This window comes from Streptomyces fradiae ATCC 10745 = DSM 40063 (assembly GCF_008704425.1).
Lineage (GTDB): Bacteria > Actinomycetota > Actinomycetes > Streptomycetales > Streptomycetaceae > Streptomyces > Streptomyces fradiae.
Genome location: NZ_CP023696.1, coordinates 1197948 through 1217667 on the forward strand (window position 1 = coordinate 1197948; position 19720 = coordinate 1217667).

General features: G+C 76.8%; 14 protein-coding genes. 2 read left to right on the top strand and 12 right to left on the bottom strand.

The features are described 5' to 3' along the window. Positions 1 to 124: 124 nt before the first annotated feature. The 3 genes from CP974_RS05180 to pyrG form a co-directional block, all read right to left on the bottom strand. Positions 125 to 2131: a tetratricopeptide repeat protein gene (locus tag CP974_RS05180; RefSeq protein ID WP_078915883.1), complete on the bottom strand. Its 2007-nt coding sequence runs from the start codon at positions 2129 to 2131 to the stop codon at positions 125 to 127. 862 nt (positions 2132 to 2993) lie between these two features. Continuing rightward, positions 2994 to 3620 carry an NUDIX domain-containing protein gene (locus CP974_RS05185; protein WP_031130923.1) on the bottom strand — a complete coding sequence of 209 codons (627 nt, stop codon included), beginning with the start codon at positions 3618 to 3620 and terminating at the stop codon, positions 2994 to 2996. An 87-nt stretch (positions 3621 to 3707) separates the two neighbouring features. After that, entirely contained in the window at positions 3708 to 5387 is a 1680-nt protein-coding gene (pyrG, locus tag CP974_RS05190) for a CTP synthase (protein WP_031130925.1), read from the bottom strand. A gap of 522 nt (positions 5388 to 5909) precedes the next feature. Here pyrG and CP974_RS05195 point away from each other — a divergent pair. Both CP974_RS05195 and CP974_RS05200 read left to right on the top strand, forming a co-directional pair. Next, the gene (locus CP974_RS05195) at positions 5910 to 7712 is read left to right on the top strand and encodes a glycoside hydrolase family 15 protein (RefSeq protein ID WP_031130927.1); all 1803 of its coding nucleotides are present in this window, start codon (positions 5910 to 5912) and stop codon (positions 7710 to 7712) included. Positions 7713 to 8063: 351 nt separating this feature from the next. Beyond that, a complete protein-coding gene (locus tag CP974_RS05200; protein ID WP_031130929.1) occupies positions 8064 to 9680 on the top strand; it encodes a PucR family transcriptional regulator in 1617 nt (538 codons plus the stop codon). A gap of 7 nt (positions 9681 to 9687) precedes the next feature. Here CP974_RS05200 and CP974_RS05205 read toward each other — a convergent pair whose 3' ends face one another. The 9 genes from CP974_RS05205 to CP974_RS05245 all read right to left on the bottom strand — a co-directional run bounded on the left by CP974_RS05205 (position 9688) and on the right by CP974_RS05245 (position 19577). Then, complete coding sequence (locus CP974_RS05205; RefSeq protein WP_031130931.1) at positions 9688 to 10788, bottom strand: glycosyltransferase family 4 protein; 1101 nt, start codon at positions 10786 to 10788, stop codon at positions 9688 to 9690. A 200-nt stretch (positions 10789 to 10988) separates the two neighbouring features. After that, positions 10989 to 11732: a hypothetical protein gene (locus CP974_RS05210; RefSeq protein WP_031130933.1), complete on the bottom strand. Its 744-nt coding sequence runs from the start codon at positions 11730 to 11732 to the stop codon at positions 10989 to 10991. A 266-nt stretch (positions 11733 to 11998) separates the two neighbouring features. Beyond that, entirely contained in the window at positions 11999 to 13738 is a 1740-nt protein-coding gene (gene recN / locus CP974_RS05215) for a DNA repair protein RecN (RefSeq protein ID WP_031130934.1), read from the bottom strand. Between the two features lie 261 nt (positions 13739 to 13999). Beyond that, positions 14000 to 14956: an NAD kinase gene (locus CP974_RS05220; protein WP_373276784.1), complete on the bottom strand. Its 957-nt coding sequence runs from the start codon at positions 14954 to 14956 to the stop codon at positions 14000 to 14002. Positions 14957 to 14991: 35 nt separating this feature from the next. Then, entirely contained in the window at positions 14992 to 15807 is an 816-nt protein-coding gene (locus tag CP974_RS05225) for a TlyA family RNA methyltransferase (RefSeq protein WP_031130938.1), read from the bottom strand. Positions 15808 to 15814: 7 nt separating this feature from the next. Further along, positions 15815 to 16207, bottom strand: coding sequence for a hypothetical protein (locus tag CP974_RS29995; protein ID WP_223844657.1), 393 nt, complete (start codon positions 16205 to 16207; stop codon positions 15815 to 15817). A gap of 324 nt (positions 16208 to 16531) precedes the next feature. Then, a complete protein-coding gene (locus CP974_RS05235; RefSeq protein WP_031130942.1) occupies positions 16532 to 17353 on the bottom strand; it encodes an ABC transporter ATP-binding protein in 822 nt (273 codons plus the stop codon). Between the two features lie 35 nt (positions 17354 to 17388). After that, positions 17389 to 18423: a FecCD family ABC transporter permease gene (locus CP974_RS05240; RefSeq protein ID WP_031130944.1), complete on the bottom strand. Its 1035-nt coding sequence runs from the start codon at positions 18421 to 18423 to the stop codon at positions 17389 to 17391. 194 nt (positions 18424 to 18617) lie between these two features. After that, positions 18618 to 19577, bottom strand: coding sequence for a FecCD family ABC transporter permease (locus CP974_RS05245; RefSeq protein WP_174887817.1), 960 nt, complete (start codon positions 19575 to 19577; stop codon positions 18618 to 18620). Positions 19578 to 19720: the final 143 nt, after the last annotated feature.

The following is a 19720-nucleotide window of genomic DNA, read 5'->3' on the forward strand; positions in this document are numbered from 1 at the left end:
AAGCGCGCAGGGCGCTTCAAGGTGACACATACCCGTGTGTTGCAGGACACATCGGGATACACCGCGGTTAACGCGGCGCACCCAGTCTAATGAAGGACTTGCAGCTGTCTAGCCTTGCAAAGCACTAATCTTTCTGAACCTCACTGCGGATTTCGTAGGTAGAGGGCGAGGGGTGACCGCTGGACCCCTGACCTGCGGAACCGGATCCGAGGAGCCCCTCGGCCGCCGCGCGGTGCAGCCGGGCCGCCGTGGGGTCACCGAGGCGGTCCAGGGTGTCGGCGAGGCGGAGCCGCAGCGCGGCGTGGAGCCGCTCGTCGCCCGCCCGCCGCGCCCACTCGACGGCCTCCTCGCAGGTGCGCAGCGAGTCCTCGGGGCGGCCCGCGTACTCCTGCACCCGCGCCGCCTCGCTCAACGCCCGCGCGTGGCCCGCCACATCGCCCAGGCGCCGGTAGGCCGCGGCGGCGGCCCGCCAGTCGCGCAGCGCCTCGCCGTAGCGGCCCGCGTAGGTGTGGACGGCGCCGAGCCTGCCGTACAGCCGCGCCTGGTCCGCCCGCTCGCCGCGGGCCAGCCGCTGCGCCAGGGCCCTGCCGTACCAGTCGGCGGCCCGCTGCCAGTCGCCCAGCTGCTGGTGGGCGCCGCCGACGGATTCCATCGCCCGGCCGGTCGCGTACGGATCGCTCGCCAGCCGCCCCGCGTCCAGCGCCGCCCGGTAGCGGGCCAGGGCCTCGCGGGTGCGGCCGGTGCCGGCGTCGAGGTCGGCGAGGTTGAGCAGGGCGGCGGCGCGCTCGCGGTGCAGACCGCGCCGCTCGGCGACGTCGAGGACCAGCCCGTGCAGCCCGTACAGCTCGGGCGCGGCGGCCTCGGTGCCGCGGTGCGCGGCGAGGGCCCGCACGAGGGCGGCGATCAGGCGGCGGGCCAGCGTGTCCAGCTCCCCGTCGGCCACGGCGAGGCGGGCGCACGCCAGCAGGGCGGGCTGCCGCAGGTCCAGCCAGTCGGCCGCGGCGGCGCGGTGCGGGAAGCGCAGGGCGCGCGGCAGCCCGGCGAGGCGGCGGCGCGCGGGGCTGCCCTCCGGCTCGGTGACCGCGCGGCAGGACTGGAGGAGCCGCACGGTCCGCTCCAGCATCCGCGCCCGCGCCAGCTGCGTCTCACCGGGCCGGTCCTCCGCCGCGAGCCGCTCCGCGAGGAACGGCGCCAGGCAGCCCGGCACCTCGTACTGCCCGTGCGGGGCCCGCCGTACGAAGCCGAGCGCGACGAACCCGTCGAGCAGCACCTCGGCGGCCGACACCGAGCAGCCGGCCAGCGCGGACAGGGTCTGCGGGTCGGCGCTGCCCAGCGGGGCGAGGGAGAGCAGCCGCAGGGCGCGCGCGCCGGGCGCGGGCAGCGCCTCGTACGCCAGGCGGAACGCCCGCGCCAGCGGACGCAGCGCGGCGGGGCGGCCGTCGTCGTCCGGCACCGCCCGCAGCCGCTTGCCCAGGTCGGCGACGGAGGCGGTGGGACGCGCGGCGAGCCAGCCGCCCGCGAGGACCAGCGCGGCGGGCTGGCCCGCGCACAGCTCGGCGAGCGTCTCGGCGGCCTGCGGGTCCACGGTGACGCGCACCGACCCGGCGTACGTCTCCAGCAGCTCGACCGCGGCCTTCACGTCCAGCCCGCCGACCGTGCAGGGGCGCACGTCGGGGATGCCGGTCAGCGGGCCGCGCGCGACGGCGACGACCAGGCAGCCGGGGTTGTCCGGCAGGAGGGCGTCCACCTGCTCGGCGTCTGCGGCGTCGTCCAGGAGCAGCAGGGCGCGCCGCTCCAGGAGGGCGCCCCGCAGCAGCTCGCTGACGTCGTCCTCGCCCGCCCCCGCGGGCGCGGCCACCCCGAGGTCGGCCAGGAGCGCGCGGGCGGCCCGCTCGACCGGTACGGGCTCGCCGCCCGGCTCGGTGAGGCGGACGCGCAGGACGCCGTCGCGGTAGCCGCGCTCCAGGTCGCGCACGAGCCGCTCGGCCAGCGAGGTCCGGCCCGATCCGGGCCGCCCGGCGATGAGCAGCACCCGCGCGCGGGGGGCCTTGCGCCCGGCCAGCGTGTCCAGCCCGGCCCGCGAGATGTCCGCCCGCAACGCCTTGATCTCCCGCGCCCGCCCGAAGAACACCCTGTCCCGCTCCCCCTGCCCCGCAGGGGCGCCCCCCTGCCCCCGGCCGTCCTCGCCGCCCCCCGCCCGCCGCCCGGTGCCACCGCCGGCGGGGGCGGGCGTGCCGCCGGTACGCGGGCCGGGGCCGGGGCCGGTACCGGGGGTGATCGTCGTGCCGGGCGGGGTGCCGTGCTTGGTGGCCGGCCGGGGGCCGTCCGGCGGGGCCGCCGCGTCCGCGGGGCGGCCGTCCGCCCGGGTCGCGGGGCGGCCCTCCCCTGATCGCCGCCGGGTCGCGGGGCGGCCCTCCCCCGAGCCCGCAGGCGTCGCGGGGCGGTCCGTTCCCGAGCCCTCCGGGCTCCCCTCGGCCCGGTCGTCGCCGGCCGCCCCGGCCGGGTCGGCGGCGCGGCCCTCGGGGCCGCCCCCGGCGCGGTCGCCGGGGCGGCGGGACGGGGGCGCCTCGGCCGGGGGCGGGTCGCCGCCCGCGCGGCGACCGGGGGCCGGGGCGGGGACGGGGCGTCCCGCCTCCCGCAGCCCGGACCCGGGGCCCTGCCGGGCCGGGGCGTCCGCGTCGGGTGCGGGGGGCTTGGAATCGCCGATGTTCACCGCCTGGTCCGTCACGGGTCACGCTCCCGTCCGCCTGCGCCAACGTGCTCCTCCCGCCGGGTCTCCGGCGGGTGATCCGAGCGTAGTTCAGCGGCGGGGGCGTTCCGTGCGGAGCGCGGCCCGCACATCACTCGATCGGATCAGCCGATCTTCATACCGAACCCGGGAGCCGGGGCCGGACCGAACCCGGAGCCGGGGACGAGCACGGAGCCCGGAGCGGGGAACCGGGGCCGGGCGGCGAGGCACCCGGCCGGGAGCGCGCCCGGCGTCCGGGGGCGCCTCACGCCTCGAAGGGCCGCGCCGGCCAGGGGGCCTCCGCCGGCCGCAGCGCGTCCAGCCCGTCGCCCGCCCGCGCGGACAGCACCGACAGGACGCCGACGACCAGGCAGTTGTTGTGCAGGTCGCCCGCGAGGACACCGCGCGCCAGCTCGGCCAGCGGCACCCGGGCGACCTCCATGTCGGCCTCCTCCTCGGCCGCCTCGTACCGCTCCCCCTCGGCCTCCGACAGGCCCCGCGCCAGGAAGATCCGTACGGCCTCGTCGCAGCCGCCCGGCGTGGTGTACACGTCGGTCAGGACGCGCCACTCCTCCGCCTTGACGTGCGCCTCCTCGTACAGCTCGCGCTGGGCGGCGCGCAGCGGGTTCTCCCCCGGCACGTCGAGCAGGCCCGCCGGGATCTCCCACAGCTTCTGCCGCACGGGGTGCCGGTACTGCCGCAGGACGAGGACGCGGTCGTCGTCGTCGAGGGCGACCACGGCGACCGAACCGGGGTGGACCTGGTAGTCGCGGCGCACGACCGACCCGTCCGGCATGACGACCTCGTCCGTGCGGACACTCGTCTTGTTCCCCTTGAACGGGGTCTGCGTCGCGGTGACCCGCCACTCGGCCGGGGCGTCCTTGATGGTCATGCGGTCGTCCTCCTCAGCAACGTGAACCGGGGTGCGGGTCCCTGTGGACCCGCACCCCGGTCAACCGTATCGCTCGCGGCTAGGCCGTCACGCGCCGGACTTCGCGGCCCGCTGCCGCTCCACCGCGGCCTTCACCAGCCCGGCGAAGAGGGGGTGCGGCCGGGTCGGCCGGGACCGCAGCTCCGGGTGGGCCTGGGTGGCGACCAGGTAGGGGTGGACGTCGCGCGGGTACTCGACGTACTCGACGAGCTTGTTGTCCGGCGAGGTGCCGGAGAACACGATGCCGGCCTTCTTCTCCAGCTCGGCGCGGTAGGCGTTGTTCACCTCGTAGCGGTGGCGGTGCCGCTCGTCGACGTACGGCTCGTCGCCGTAGGCCTCGCGGACGATGGAGCCCTCCGCCAGCTTGGCCGGGTAGAGGCCCAGGCGCATGGTGCCGCCCAGGTCGCCGGCGCCCTCGACGTACGCGAGCTGCTCCTCCATGGTCGAGATGACCGGGTGGGAGGTGGCCGCGTCGAACTCGGTGGAGTTGGCGTCGGGGATGCCCGCGAGGTTCCGCGCGGCCTCGATGACGATGCACTGCAGGCCCAGGCAGAGGCCGAGCAGCGGGACCCCGTTCTCGCGGGCGTACCGGATCGCGCCGACCTTGCCGTCGACGCCGCGCTCGCCGAAGCCGCCGGGGATGACGATCGCGTCGACGTCGCCGAGCTGCTGGGCCGCGCCGGCCTGGGTCTTGCAGTCGTCGGAGGTGACCCACTTGACCTTGACCCGGGCCTTGTTGGCGAAGCCGCCGGCGCGCATGGCCTCGGTCACCGACAGGTAGGCGTCGGGCAGGTCGATGTACTTGCCGACGAGGGCGACCGTGACCTCGTGCTCCGGGTTGTGGACGCGGTCGAGCAGGTCCTCCCAGACGGTCCAGTCGACGTCGCGGAACGGCAGGTCCAGCTTGCGCACGACGTACGCGTCGAGGCCCTCGGTGTGCAGCACCTTCGGGATGTCGTAGATCGACTTGGCGTCGATGGCGGCGACCACGGCGGCCTCGTCCACGTCGCACATGAGCGAGATCTTGCGCTTGATGGCGGTCGGCACGTCCCGGTCCGCGCGCAGCACGATCGCGTCGGGCTGGATGCCGATGTTGCGCAGCGCGGCGACGCTGTGCTGGGTCGGCTTGGTCTTCAGCTCGCCGGACGGGCCGATGTACGGCAGGAGGGAGATGTGCACGACGAAGACGTTGTCCCGGCCGACCTCGTGGCGGACCTGGCGGACGGTCTCCAGGAACGGCAGCGACTCGATGTCGCCGACCGTGCCGCCGACCTCGGTGATGACCACGTCGACGTCGTCGGTCGCCATGCGGCGGATGCGGTGCTTGATCTCGTTGGTGATGTGCGGGATGACCTGCACGGTGTCGCCCAGGTACTCGCCGCGCCGCTCCTTGGCGATGACCGTCGAGTACACCTGGCCGGTGGTGACGTTGGCGGAGCCGTCGAGGTCGACGTCGAGGAAGCGCTCGTAGTGGCCGATGTCCAGGTCGGTCTCGGCGCCGTCGTTGGTGACGAACACCTCGCCGTGCTGGAACGGGTTCATCGTGCCGGGGTCGACGTTCAGGTACGGGTCGAGCTTCTGCATCGTGACCCGCAGGCCCCGCGCCTTGAGGAGCGCACCCAGGCTGGAGGCGGTCAGGCCCTTTCCGAGGGAGCTGGCGACACCCCCGGTGACGAAGATGTGCTTGGTCGTCGTGGCTGTGCTGTTTCGGAAAGCAGCGGGCGGCATGGCCAAGAGGGGGCTCCCGTGGTCGGTCTGGAGGTGCGTACCGGCTGCCGACCCGGAGGAGCCCTGGGGTGGGACCCGAGGTCTCCGGGGGTGCCGTCGCTGCGGTTCGGGGGCCGCCGATTGGTTCTGCGGCGCCCACCGGTCCACGGGCTACCAGGGTATCAGCGACGGAGGGGCGGCGCGTTCCGGCCACGCGCCCGTCATTTTCGGCCATTGTTCGGTCCTGCGCGGATGCGTGCGGGCCTGTGCGCAACTGAAACGAGCAGGTCCGGTGCACGCCCCGCGTGACGGGGTACGCGCTCACCCGTCCGGAGCATCCGGATGACCAGCGTCTACCAGGAAGATCACACAGAGGGGGCGGGCGCGTCGTATCCTGCTCGGACACCCGTTGCCGAGTCAGGCCCCCACAGAAGGCACCACCCCGCCCGTCGTCCGGGACCCCCTCTCGCGTCAACGATCCTTGACCCTGACCCCAGTAAGCGCCCCACGGGGCGAACGTGGCCGTTCGACTGGAGATTGCACGTGGCCGGGCGCATCGAGGACTACGCACTCATCGGAGACATGCAGACCGCCGCCCTGGTCTGCCGGGACGGCACGGCCGACTGGCTGTGCCTGCCCCGCTTCGACTCGCATGCCGTCTTCGCAGGAATCCTCGGGACCGAGGAGCACGGATTCTGGCGGATCGGTCCGGAGCACGCCGAGGGCACCGAGCCCCCGGCCGCCGACCGCCGCCAGTACCGGGGCGACTCGCTCATCCTCGAATCCGAGTGGGACACACCGCGCGGCACCGTGCGGATCACCGACTTCATGCCGCCCCGCGACGGCGCGCCGCAGCTGGTGCGGATCGTCGAGGGCGTCAGCGGCCGGGTGGAGATGCGCTCCAGCTTGCGGATGCGGTTCAGCTACGGCCGGATCGTGCCCTGGGTCCACAAGGTCGACAACCGCACGGTCGCCGTCGCCGGCCCCGACTCGGTGTGGCTGGACACGCCGGTGGAGACGTACGGCGAGGAGCTGACGACGTACGCCGACTTCACCGTCGCCGCGGGCGAGCGGATCGCCTTCACCCTCAGCTGGCAGCCCTCCCACCACCCGCAGCCCCCGCTGCCCGACCCGGAGGGCGCGCTGGAGGCGACGACCGAGTTCTGGCGCGAATGGGTCGACCACTGCACCTACCGCGGCCCCTACCGGGAGCCGGTGGTCCGCTCCCTGATCACCCTCAAGGCGCTGACGTACGCGCCGACCGGCGGCATCGTCGCCGCGCCGACCACCTCCCTGCCGGAGGACATCGGCGGCGTGCGGAACTGGGACTACCGCTACACCTGGCTGCGCGACGCGGCGATCACGCTCTCCTCGCTGCTGCGCACCGGCTACCGCGAGGAGGCCCGCGCCTGGCGCGAGTGGCTGCTGCGGGCGGTCGCGGGCGACCCGGAGAACCTCCAGATCATGTACGGCATCGCGGGCGAGCGCGAGCTGGGCGAGGCGGAGCTGGACTGGCTGCCCGGCTACGAGAACTCCACCCCGGTCCGCGTCGGCAACGGCGCCGCCGCGCAGCTCCAGCTCGACGTGTACGGCGAGGTCACCGAGGCCCTGCACCTGGCGCACATGACCGGGCTGGCCCGCAACGACTACGCCTCGCTCCTCCAGCTCAAGCTGATCCACTACCTGGAGAAGCACTGGAACGAGCCCGACGAGGGCATCTGGGAGGTGCGCGGCCCGCGCCGCCACTTCGTCCACTCCAAGGTCATGGCGTGGGTGGCCGTCGACCGCACGATCAAGCTGATCGAGTCCGGGGACGCCGACGGCCCGCTGGAGCGGTGGCGCGAGCTGCGCGACGAGATCCACCGGGACGTGTGCGAGAAGGGCTACGACCCGGAGCGCAACACCTTCACGCAGTCGTACGGCTCCCAGGAGCTGGACGCGGCGCTGCTGCTCATCCCGCAGATGGGCTTCCTGCCGCCGGACGACAAGCGGGTCATCGGCACCATCGAGGCGATCCAGCGGGAGCTGTCCACGGAGGACGGCTTCATCCTGCGCTACCCGACGCAGGGCTCCCACGAGGGCGTGGACGGCCTGCCCGGTGACGAGGGCGCCTTCCTGGCGTGCTCGTTCTGGATGGCCGACGACCTGGCGATGATCGGCCGCGTCGACGAGGCCCGCAAGCTGTTCGAGAAGCTCCTGGCCCTGCGCAACGACCTCGGCCTGCTGGCGGAGGAGTGGGACCCGCGCCTCCAGCGCCAGGTCGGCAACTTCCCGCAGGCGTTCAGCCACGTGCCGCTCATCGACACGGCCCTGCGCCTGACCGCGAGCGGGGCGTACGGGGGCTGAGGGGACCGCGCGGCCGGGCGGCCGTGCCCGTCCGACGGGGCGCCTTGCGGAACCCGGCCTCGCCCGCCCCGGTCGCCGGACAGCGCTCGGCCGGTGGCCGGACCGCGCTCGGCCGGTCGCCGGGGCGGTGGCCGGGGCGGTGACGGCCCCGGCCGGCCAGGTCGGCGGGGGTGCCCGCGCGGTGACCGGTTGCGCCCGCTCGGCGCGCCTGGGGCCGGACCCGTGGTACTCCGGCCCGAGCCGCCGCCCGCGGTATGCGACGGCCCCGGTCGGCGGCGTTCCCGGTGGGCGCCGTTCCCGGCCCGCGACGGCCCCGGCCGGCGCCGGCCGGGAGGCGGTAGCGTCCGGGCCATGGAGGAACAGGGCGGGATCACCGTGCGGCGGGCGCTGGAGCTGCCCGCGCTGCGGGGCGGGCTCCCCGAGGTGGTGGCCGGCGCCGGCCGGCTGGACCGGACCGTGCGGTGGGTGCACGCCGGCGAGGTGCCGAACATCGCGTCGCTGCTGAAGGGCGGCGAACTGCTGCTCACCACCGGCATCGGCATCGGCGCCCGCCCGGCCGACCAGCGGGTCTTCGTGCGGCGGCTGGCCGAGCGCGGGATCGCCGCCCTCGTGGTGGAGCTGGGCGCGCGGTTCGCCCGGCTGCCCGGCGCCCTGGTGGACACCGCCCGGTCGGCCGGGCTGCCGCTGGTGCAGCTGCACCGCGAGGTGCCGTTCGTGTCGGTGACCGAGGAGGTCCACACCGAGATCGTCAACGGCCACTACGCGCTGCTGCGCCGGGCCGATGAGGTGCACCGGCAGTGCACCGAGGCGCTGCTGGGCGGCGGCGGGGTGCCGCGTGTCCTGCGCATCCTGGCCGGTTTCGCGGGCAACCCCGTCTTCCTGGAGACCGCCGACGGCCGCCTGCTGTACGGGGCGGACGGCGGTGCGGGCGCTCCGGGCACCGAGCCGCTGCGGGTGTGGGAGGGGCTGCGCGGCAAGGGCGGCGCCGCGCCCGCCGGCGCGGTGCTCGTCGACGTACCGGGCGGCGAGGGGCCGGGCGGGGTGCGGGCGCGGCTGGTGGCGCTCGCGGTGGCGGGCCCGCTGCTGCCGGTGCACCGGATGGCGGCGGAGCGCGCCGCGGGCCTCCTGGCGGTCGTCCTGCTCCAGGCGCGCCAGGAGGAGGAGCTGGCCGCGCGGGGGCGCGGCGACTTCCTGACCGACCTCGCGGAGGGCCGGATCCGGGCGGAGGACGCGCCCGCGCAGGCGGCGGTCCTGGGCTTCCGGCCGGGTGGCGGGCCGCTGCTGCCGGTGGTGATGCGGCCGGCCGCCGAGGGCGCCCCGGCCGGCGGGTGGGCGCTTCCGGCGCGGGCCGTCGCCGAGGAGCTGTCCCGGGCGGGGGTGCCCGTCCTGGTGGGCGTCCGTCCGGTGGAGGGGCGGATCGTCCTGCTGGTGGGGCTGCGCGCGGAGGCGGAGCGCGGCGCGGTCGCCGACCGGGTGGCCACCGCGCTGCGGGCCGGGGCCGAACGGGCGGGCCTGGACCGGCCGGAGGGCCGGCCACCGGTCGTCGTGGTGGGCGTGGCGGGCGGCTGGGCCGCGGCGTCGGCGGGGCTGCGGCACGCCGCCGAGACGGCCGACGCCGCGCGGGGGCTGCCGGAGCGGCCGTGGCACGACGCCCGGCGCCTCGACGTCGACCTGCTGCTGTGGCGGCTGCACCGGCACGACGGCGCCGCGCTGGCGGCGTTCGTGGACCGGGCGATCGGCCCGCTGCGGGAGCACGACGCGGCGGCGCGCGGCCCGCTCCTGCCGACCCTGGAGACGTACCTGGCCCACGCGGGCCGCAAGGCGGAGACGGCGCGGGAGCTGCACCTGAACCGCCAGACGCTCTACAACCGGCTGGCCCGGATCGGGGAGTTGCTCGGCACGGACCTGGACGACCCGCAGACCGTGCTGGCGCTCTCGCTGGCCCTGCGGGCCCGCCGCCTGACCTGACGGCCCGTCACCAGTCCGGGAGGTGGCGGCCCCGCCCGGCGCGCAGCTCGTCGTAGACGCTCAGCACCTGGGCGATGGTCTCCTCCTCGGTCGGCCAGGTCGCCGCCTGCCGGGGCCCGGCCGCCGCGAGCTCCGCGTGCCGCGCCGGATCGGCCAGCAGCCACGACACGGCGGCGGCGAGCCGCACGGAGTCCCCGTACGGTACGAGCTCCGCCGCGTCCCCGACCAGTTCCGGCACCCCGCCCACCGCCGTGGCGACCAGCGGGACGCCCAGCCGCAGCGCCGCCTGCGCGAGCGGCGCCCGCGCCTCCCAGCGGCCGGCCAGCACCGCCACGTCGGCCGCCGCGAGCAGCTGCGCCACGTCGCCGCGCGCCCCGAGCAGCCGCACCGGCAGCCCCTCGGTGTCGACGCGCCGCTGCAGCGCGGCCCGCCGGGGTCCGTCACCGGCGACGGCCACCAGCGGCACCGGGTCGTGGCCCAGCCACCGCCGTGACGCGTCCAGCAGCGCGCCGTATCCGCGGTACGGCTCCAGCGGACCGGCCGTCACCACCAGCGGCCGTCCCACCGCGCCCAGTTCGGCCCGCGCCTTCTCGCCCGGCAGGTCTCCGAGGCCGCTCGGCGGGGGCAGGGTGACCGCGCCCAGGCGGGCGTCGCGGGCGCCCCGCCGCCGCGCCCGGTCGACCAGCTCCGACGACGTGGCCAGCACGACGTCCGCCGCCCGCGCCGCCTTGCGCTCCATCAGCCGCAGCACGTGCCCCCGCGCGCCCTCGGCGTGCGGCCGGGTGTGCCAGGTGACGACGAGCGGCACCCGGTGCGCGGCGAGGGCCAGCGCGGACCGCACGCCGGCGTTGAGGCCGTGGGCGTGGACGACGTCGGCGCCCGCGCAGACGGCGCGCAGCGCGCCCACGGTCAGCGGGTCGTTGCGCGGGGGCATCGGGACGACGTGTGCCCCGGCGCCGAGGAAGTCATGGGTGTGGTCCAGCTCGGCGGGGGCGCACACGGTCACCCGCACGCCCCTCGCCACGAGCCCGGCGGCCAGTGATCTGACATGAGCGCTGCTGCCCGCGCCGCCGCCGCCCAGCACCTGGACCGTACGCAGCTGTGTCACCCGCCAAGGATGCCAGTCCGTACGCACGTTCCGGCACCGCTCGCGGACGGGACCCGCCGCTTCTCGCCACTTTGCCCCGCCGGGGCGGGGCGTCCCGCCACGGACATCACCCACACGGGTGAGCGCACGAGGCGGCTCACCCACTCACCCGCGCACCCGCGCACCCGCGCACCCGCGCACCCGCGCACCCGAGGCCATGCTCACCCGCTCCCCGCTCCCCGCTCCCCCGCGACGGCCGCGGCGACGAACGCGGCGGCGTGCAGGGCCGTCCCGAGCCGCCCGTTCCCCGCGGCGACGGCCACGCCGAGGGCCGCGCCGAGCGCGTGCGCCCCGGTGTCGCCCAGCATCGTCCGCTCCGCCAGGTCGTCGCCGAGCACCACCGCCGCGGCGCCCATGGGCGCCGCGGCGACCGGGACGCCCCGAGCGAGGCCGGGGGCGCCGAGGACCTGCACGGCGAGCCCGGCGCGTCCGGGGCGCACGTCGACGAGGTTCACGGTGTGGGCGGCGCCCGCGACGACGACGGCGGCGAGCAGCCGGTCGACGGGCCGCTCCTTGAGCAGCGCGCCCGCCGCGAGCCCGGCGGCGCCGATCCCGAGCAGCTTGACGGCCCCGCTGGTGACCTCGCCCCGCCGCAGGGCGCCCAGGTGGGCCCGGAAGCCGCGCCGGTGGTCGCCCCGCAGGTCGTCGTAGGCCCCGCAGGCGGCCCCGGCCAGCACGGCCAGCACGGCGGCGCCCCGCTGCCGGGGCGGGCCCGCGCAGAGGGCGCCGAGCACGGTGCCGGCGGCGACGGCGGGGCCCGCGTACAGGTCGACCGGGCGGCCGGCGTGGTTGACCCGCTCCCAGGCGGGACGGCGGCGGCGCCGCAGCCCCGCGTACACGGCGCGGGCGGTCGCGGCGGCCACACCGGAGCCGACGACGGCGGCCCTCGCACCCTGCTCGATCATGATCGCCACCCTATCTCGGGCCCTCCGCGGCGCTCCGGCGTCGCGATGCCCCGCGTCGTCCCGGGCCCCGGCCCCGGGCCCCGGACGGACCGTCGGCCAGGCGGCCACCGGCCACCGGCCACCGGTCACGGGCCACGGGCCACGGGCCGAAGCTGACCGCGAGTCACCCGCCACCCGCCACCCGCCCCCACGCGCCACCGGGGCCCGGCCGCAGGCCCGCCGAGCGGGCGGCCCCGCCGTGCAGCCCCGGCCGGGCCGCCCGCCGGTCAGAGGTCGGCGCGGGCGGTGGCCAGCAGTTCCTCGGCGTGGGCCCGCGCGGTCTCGGAGTCCTCCTGCCCGGCGAGCATCCGCGACAGCTCCCGCACCCGGTCCTCGCCCTCCAGGACGGTGACGCCGGACCGGGTGACGGAGCCGTCGTTGGTCTTCTCCACCAGCAGCTGCCGGTCGGCGAACGCCGCCACCTGCGGCAGGTGGGTCACCACCACGACCTGCGCCGTCTTCGCGAGCTTGGCGAGGCGCCGCCCGATCTCGACGGCCGCCTTGCCGCCCACCCCCGCGTCGACCTCGTCGAACAGGTACGTCGGCACCGGATCCGTACCGGCGAAGACGACCTCCACGGCGAGCATCACGCGGGACAGCTCACCGCCCGAGGCGCCCTTCGCGATGGGCCGCGGCGGGGCGCCCGGGTGCGGGGCGAGCAGCAGTTCCACCTCGTCCGCGCCGGACGGCCCGTAGGCGACGTGCCGCCCGCCGACCTCCACGCCGTCCGGGTCCTCGGTCTGCCGGATGGCGAACGAGACCCGCGCGTGCGGCATCGCCAGCGACGCCAGTTCGGCGGTGACCGCGTCCGCGAACCGGGCCGCCGCCTCCGTCCGCGCGTCCGTCAGGGCCTGCGCCAGCCCGGAGAGCTCGGCGCGCAGCGCGTCCCGCTCGGTGGTCAGCCCGGCGATCCGGTCGTCGTCGCCGTCGAGCTCGGTCAGCCGGGCGGCGCCCTCCTCCGCCCAGGCCAGGACGGCGGCGACGTCCTCGCCGTACTTGCGGGTCAGCCCGGTCAGCGCGGCCCGCCGCTCCTCGACGGCGGCGAGCCGGCGCGGGTCGGCGTCCAGGCCGTCCGCGTACCCGGCGAGCTCCCCGGCCACGTCGGCGAGGAGGATCGAGATCTCCCCCGTCCGGTCCGCCAGCGCGGCGAGCGCCGGGTCGTGCGACCGTACGGCCTCCAGGGCGCGGCCCGCGCCCGCCACGAGCGTCGTCGCGTCGACCGCCTCCGGGTCCTCCGGGTTCCCGGCCAGCGCGCTGTGCGCGAGGGCGGCGGCGGACGCCAGGGCCTCGGCGTGCCCGAGCCGCTCCGCCTCGGCGGCCAGCTCCGCGTCCTCGCCGGGGCGCGGCGCCACCGCCTCGATCTCGGCGAGCCCGAACCGCAGCAGGTCGGCCTCCTGCGCCCGCTCCCGCGCCCGCGTGGTCAGCTCGTCCAGCTCGGCGTCGAGCGCCCGCAGCCGGCCGTAGGCGGCCTTGTAGGCGGTGAGCGGCACGGCCACCGCGTCCCCGGCGTACCGGTCGAGCGCGGCCCGCTGCCGGGCCGGCTTGAGCAGCCCCTGCTGGTCGGTCTGGCCGTGGACGGCCACCAGGTCGTCGGCCAGCTCCGCGAGGAGCCCCACGGGGACGCTCCGCCCGCCGAGGTGGGCGCGCGAGCGGCCCTCGGCCGAGACGGTGCGGCTGATGAGCAGCGCCCCGTCGTCGAGCTGGGCGCCCGCCTCCTCGGCGCGGCGGGTCACGGCGGCGCCGGGGGCACCCACGCGCCCCTCCACGACGGCGGAGGACGCGCCGATCCGGACCAGGGCGGGGTCGGCGCGCCCGCCGAGCAGCAGCCCCAGGCTGGTCACGACCATCGTCTTGCCCGCGCCCGTCTCACCCGTCACCGCGGTGAAGCCGGGCGACAGCTCGACCACCGCGTCGTCGATGACTCCGAGCGACCGTATCCGCATCTCCTCCAACACGTGGAAGACCATACGAGGTCCGGGGGCCCCGATGCGACGAGCCCCGCCCCCGGCGCCGGAACGACCGGGTGGCGGGCCCGTCCGATCACCCGCGCGAGTGGCGCCCGCGGGACGGCCGCGGGCGGCGCCGAGCCGCTCGCCGAAGCCACCGACGGCCGCTCCCGGCCGCGCTCCAGGGCCGCCGGCGCGCCGCTCCCGGCCGCGCTTCCAAGCTTCGACAGCCCCTCCCGGCAGCCATCGGCGGCGTCCCGGCAGCCACCGGCGCCGCCCCGGCTAGTGCGGCGCGCCGCGCCACCCCGACACGGGCAGGGCGAACTTGGCGACGAGCCGGTCCGAGAAGGACGCGTGGTGCAGCCGCGCCAGCCGTACGGGCACCGAGCCGCGCCGCACCTCCACGCGCGCCCCGGCGGGCAGGGAGACCGTGCGCCGCCCGTCGCACCACAGCACGCCGTCCGGGGTGTGCGGCTCCACCTCCACGGCCAGCACCGAGTCGGGCGTGGTGACCAGCGGCTTGGCGAACAGCGCGTGCGCGCCGATCGGCACCATCAGCAGCGCCTCCACCTCCGGCCAGATCACCGGGCCACCGGCGGAGAAGGCGTACGCGGTGGAGCCGGTCGGTGTCGCGCAGATCACACCGTCGCATCCGAAACCGGTCACCGGGCGCCCGTCGATGGCGAGGACGACCTCCAGCATCCGCTCGGGCGCGACCTTCTGCACGGCGGCCTCGTTGAGCGCCCAGTTGGTGTGCAGGACGTCGCCGTTGTCGTAGACGACGACGTCCAGGGTCATCCGCTCCTCGACCTCGTACGCCCGTGTGACGACCCGGTCGACGACCTTGTCCAGGTCGTCCCGCTCGGCCTCCGCGAGGAAGCCGACCCGGCCCAGGTTGACGCCGAGCATCGGCACGCCGGACGCGCGGGCGAACTCGGCGCCGCGCAGCAGCGTTCCGTCGCCGCCGAGGACGATCAGCAGCTCGCACCCGTCGAGGACGTCGGGCGTGGCCTCGGGGACGGTCTCCACGGCCGGCGGCAGCGGCAGGTCGGCGGCCTCCGCGGCCAGTACCCGCACGCCGATGCCGCTGCGCAGCAGGCCCAGCACGACCAGCTCCGCGCTCCGCACGGCGGCGGGCCGCCCGGTGTGCGCGAGCAGGAACACGGTGCGCGGCGCCGCGGCGGGCGGCCGGTCGTCGGGCGCCCCGCCCGCGGGCGCGGGGCCGGCGGGCAGGGGCAGGTCGGCGGGGGGCTGAGCCCCGCCCGGTCGCGAGGTCAACGGGGTCCCTCCGCCACGGCGCGGTCGACGTCGGCCGGATCGAGCGGGGGCGCACCCGCCCGCAGCCACAGGAAGTACTCGACGTTCCCGGACGGTCCGGGCAGCGGGCTCGCGGTCACGCCCAGCACACCGAGCCCCAGCTCGGCGGCGCGCGCCGCCACGTTCCGCACGGCCTCGGCGCGCAGTTCGGGGCTGCGCACCACGCCGCCGCTGCCGAGCCGGTCCTTGCCCACCTCGAACTGCGGCTTGACCATCAGCACGAGGTCGGCGCCCGGCCCGGTCACGCCCGCGAGCGCGGGCAGGACGAGGCCCAGCGGGATGAACGACAGGTCCCCGACGACCAGGTCCACCGGCTCCCCGCCGATCGCGTCGAGGGTCAGCTCGCGCACGTTGGTGCGGTCCTTGACGGTGACGCGCTCGTCGCTCTGCAGCGACCAGGCGAGCTGCCCGTAGCCGACGTCGACGGCGACGACGTGGGCGGCGCCGGAGCGCAGCAGGACGTCGGTGAAGCCGCCGGTGGACGCCCCGGCGTCGAGCGCCCGCCGCCCCTCGACGGCCAGGCCGAGCGGGACGAACGCGGCGAGCGCCCCGGCGAGCTTGTGGCCGCCGCGCGACACGTAGTCGGGGTCGGTGCCGTCCTGGGCGACGACGATGGCCGCGGCCGTCTCGACCTGGGTGGCGGGCTTGGTGGCGGTGGTGCCGCCGACCGTCACCCGCCCCGCGGCGATCAGCTGGCTCGCGTGTTCGCGCGAGCGGGCCAGCTTGCGGCGTACAAGCTCGGCGTCGAGACGGCGGCGTGCCACTCCTGCCACGTTCGGTTCAGCTCCTGTGGTCGTTCGGGGGTCCCGGCCGGGGGTGTGCGTCCAGCGCGGCCAGCGTCTCGCGCAACCCCCGGTGTACATCCTCGTACACCGCCGGGTGTCCGTCCGCCGGGAGGTGATCGGCGTCACCCAGCCGCTCCAGCAGGGCGTCCACGGCTCCGTGCCCGGTCGGCGCCCGCTCGACGCCCAGGGGCCGGGGCCCGTCGCCGCCGCCCGGCACGAGCGGCGCGGCTCCGGCCGGCTCCGGCGACGCACCGTCAGGGCCCGGCGCCATGCCCTCCTCTTCCGGTACGTCCCCCGGCCCGGGGACGGCGGCCGGGGCCGGACCCGCGCCCCCGGCGGGGTGGGCGGCCTCGGGGCGTGGCTGTTCCGGGCGGGGCGTGGCGTCCATGCCCCGACGCTACCGCGAAGCCCCGCGGACCGTCGGCGCGCCGATGCCGTACGCCGCCACCCCGGCCCGCGGGCGCCACGCCACCCCGGCCCGCGGGAGCCGCACCGCGCGGCGCGGCCCCGCACCACCCGCGGGCCCCGCATGCCCTGCAAGGCCCCCGCACCACCCGCAGGCCCCGCGAGCCACCCGCGCCCGCCTCCACGGGCCCCCGACCGCCCGGCCGCGAGCCCGAAACGGCACCACGCCGCCTGTACGCCTCACGGACGCCAGCCCCCCGGTGGCCCACAGGCGCCCCGCCGCGGGCGCGCCGCCGACCCGGCCGCCCTACTTCCGGAGCACCGCCCGTGCCCGCCGGGCCGCCGGGACGATCAGGGGCGTGCCCGTCTCCGGGTCCTCGATGACCTGGCAGCGCAGCCCGAAGACCCGCTCCACCAGGTCGGCGGTGACGATCTCGGACGGCGGGCCCTGCGCCACGATCTCCCCGCCGCGCACGGCGATGAGGTGCGTGGCGTACCGGGCGGCGTGGTTCAGGTCGTGCAGGACGGCGACGAGGGTGCGGCCCTGGGTCTCGTGGAGCTCGGCGCACAGGTCGAGGACGTCGATCTGGTGCTGGATGTCGAGGTACGTCGTCGGCTCGTCGAGCAGCAGCAGCGGGGTCTGCTGGGCGAGCGCCATGGCGATCCACACGCGCTGGCGCTGCCCGCCGGACAGCTCGTCGACGTACCGGTCGCCCAGCTCGCCGACGCCGGTGGCGTCCATCGACTCCCGGACGATCCGCTCGTCCTGCGGCGACCACTGCCGCAGCAGCCCCTGGTGCGGGTAGCGGCCGCGCGCGACGAGGTCGGCGACGGTGATGCCGTCCGGCGCGATGGACGACTGCGGCAGCAGACCGAGGGTGCGGGCGACCTTCTTGGCGGGCAGGGAGTGGATGGCCTGCCCGTCGAGCAGGACCCGGCCCTCGGTGGGCTTCAGCATCCGGGCGAGGGCGCGCAGCAGCGTCGACTTGCCGCAGGCGTTGGGCCCGACGATGACCGTGAACGAGTGGTCCGGTATCCGCACCGACAGGTCGCGGGCGACGGTCCGCTGCTCGTAGGCGAGGGTGACGGACTCCGCGGCGAGGCGCGACCGCACGGGCTGGGACTGCATGGGCGTACTCCTGGCGTTCTGGTCGTCTGCGGGGGTCATATCCGGCCGGCCCGGCGCTCGGTGACCAGCAGCCACAGCAGGTAGCAGCCGCCGACGACGCCGGTGACGACGCCGACGGGGAGCTGCCGTTCGCCGAAGGCGCTGGTGGCGACCCAGTCGGCGACCAGCAGCACCGCCGCGCCCATGAGGGCGGACGCGCCCAGGTTCGGGCCGGGCGAGCGGGTCAGGCGGCGGGCGAGCTGGGGCGCGCTGAGCGCGACGAACGTGATGGGACCGGCCGCGGCGGTGGCGGAGGCGACCAGCAGCACCGCGCAGACGAGCTGCGTCATCCGCACCCGCTCCACCCGCACGCCGAGCGCGTACGCGGCGTCGTCGCCCATCTCCAGCATGCGCAGCGGGCGGCCGTAGGCGAGGACCACCGGCAGCAGCACCGCGGTGACGGCGAGCAGCGGCCAGAACTGCTCCCAGTCGCGGCCCTCCAGCGAGCCGGTCAGCCAGACGACGGCCCGCGTGGCGTCGACCAGGTTGGCCTTGGTGATCAGGTAGTGGATGACGGCGGTGAGCATCGCGGCGAGGCCGATGCCGATCAGGACGATCCGGAAGCCGTGCACCCCGCGCCTCCACGCGAAGGCGTACACGGCGGCGCCGGTCAGCGTGCCGCCGACGAGGCCGCCGGCCGCGACGTCGGCGGCGTCCCCGTGGAACAGCACGATCACGACGAGCGCGCCGACGATGGCGCCCTGGCTGATGCCGAGCATGTCGGGGCTGCCGAGCGGGTTGCGGGTGATGGTCTGGAAGACCGCGCCCCCGACGGCGAGACCCGCGCCGACGAGGGCCGCGACGAGGACGCGCGGCAGCCGCAGGTCGAGGACGACGAACTCCTGCGCGGCCGTGCCGTCGCCGAGCAGCGTCGCCATGACGTCGCCGGGCGCGATGGGGAAGTCGCCGCTGCCGATGAGGACGACCCCCGCGGCCAGGGCCAGCGCGAGGAGCAGCAGGCAGACGAGGACGGAGCGCGGCTCCACCCGGACGGAGACGGTCCCGGCGCGGACGGCCCGCACGGTGCGCAGACGGGCGCCCGCGGGCCCGCCGGGCGCGAGGACGGCGGAAACAGGGGGGCGCGAGGCCGGGCCGGCCGAAGCGGAGACGGTGGTGGCCGAGGCGGCGGGGTCGGCCGGAGCGTCAGGGTGGGCCGCAGCGGCAGGGGCGGTCGAAGCCGCGGGGGCGGTCGAGGCGGCGGGGTCGGTCGAGGCGCGGGGCGCGGTCACAGCTGGGACATCCTCTTGCGGCGTACGAGGTGGATGAAGACGGGCCCGCCGATCAGCGCCGTGACGATGCCGACCTGGAGTTCCGAGGGGCGGGCCACGACCCGGCCGACGATGTCGGAGGCGAGCAGCAGCACGGGCGACAGCACGGCCGCGTACGGCAGGATCCAGCGCATGTCGGGCCCCGTGATCGCGCGGACCAGGTACGGCACCATCAGCCCGACGAACACGATCGGCCCGCACGCGGCGGTCGCCCCGCCGCACAGCAGTGTCACCGCGAGCATGGCGTGCACCCGGGTGCGCGTCAGGTTCACGCCGAGCGCCCGCGCCGAGTCGTCGCCCATCTCCATGGCGTTCAGCGGCCGGGCGACCGCCGCCGCCAGACCCACCCCGACGGCGATGAACGGGGCGACCGCCCCGACGACGGCGGCGTCCGCCCCGGCGAGCGACCCGACGGTCCAGAAGCGCAGCCGCTCCAGCGCCGCCGAGTCCAGCAGCTGCACCGCGTTGACGTAGCCGTAGAGCGCGGCGGTCGCGGCCGTACCGGCCAGCGCGAGCCGCACGGGCGTGGCGCTGCGCCCGCCGCCCAGCACGTACACGAGCACCGACACGACCGCGGCACCGGCGAACGCGAACCACACGTACCCCAGGAACGAGGTCGTGCCGAGCAGGGTGGTCCCGGTCACCACGGCGGCCGCGGCACCGGCGTTGACCCCCATCAGGCCCGGCTCGGCGAGCGGGTTGCGGGTGAGCGCCTGCATCACCGCGCCGGCCAGGCCGAGGGCCACACCGGCGAGGAGGCCGAGCAGGGTGCGCGGGACACGCACGTCGGCGATGAGGACGTCGTTGCCGGCCCCGGTGTACTGGAACAGGCCGTGCCACACATCGCCGAGCGGCACCTGTTTCGCGCCGACGACGACGCTCGCGACGCACACGAGCGCCAGCACGCCGAGGGACAGCAGCAGCCCGGCGGCGCGGTGCGACCCGCGGCCGGCCGGCTTCGCGGCGGCGCGGGGCTCCGCGCCCCGATCGGGAGGACTCTCAACCAGCACCTGGTTAGGTTAGCCTGCCCTAGCCGAAAAGATCAGGGGGGCAGGGGGCC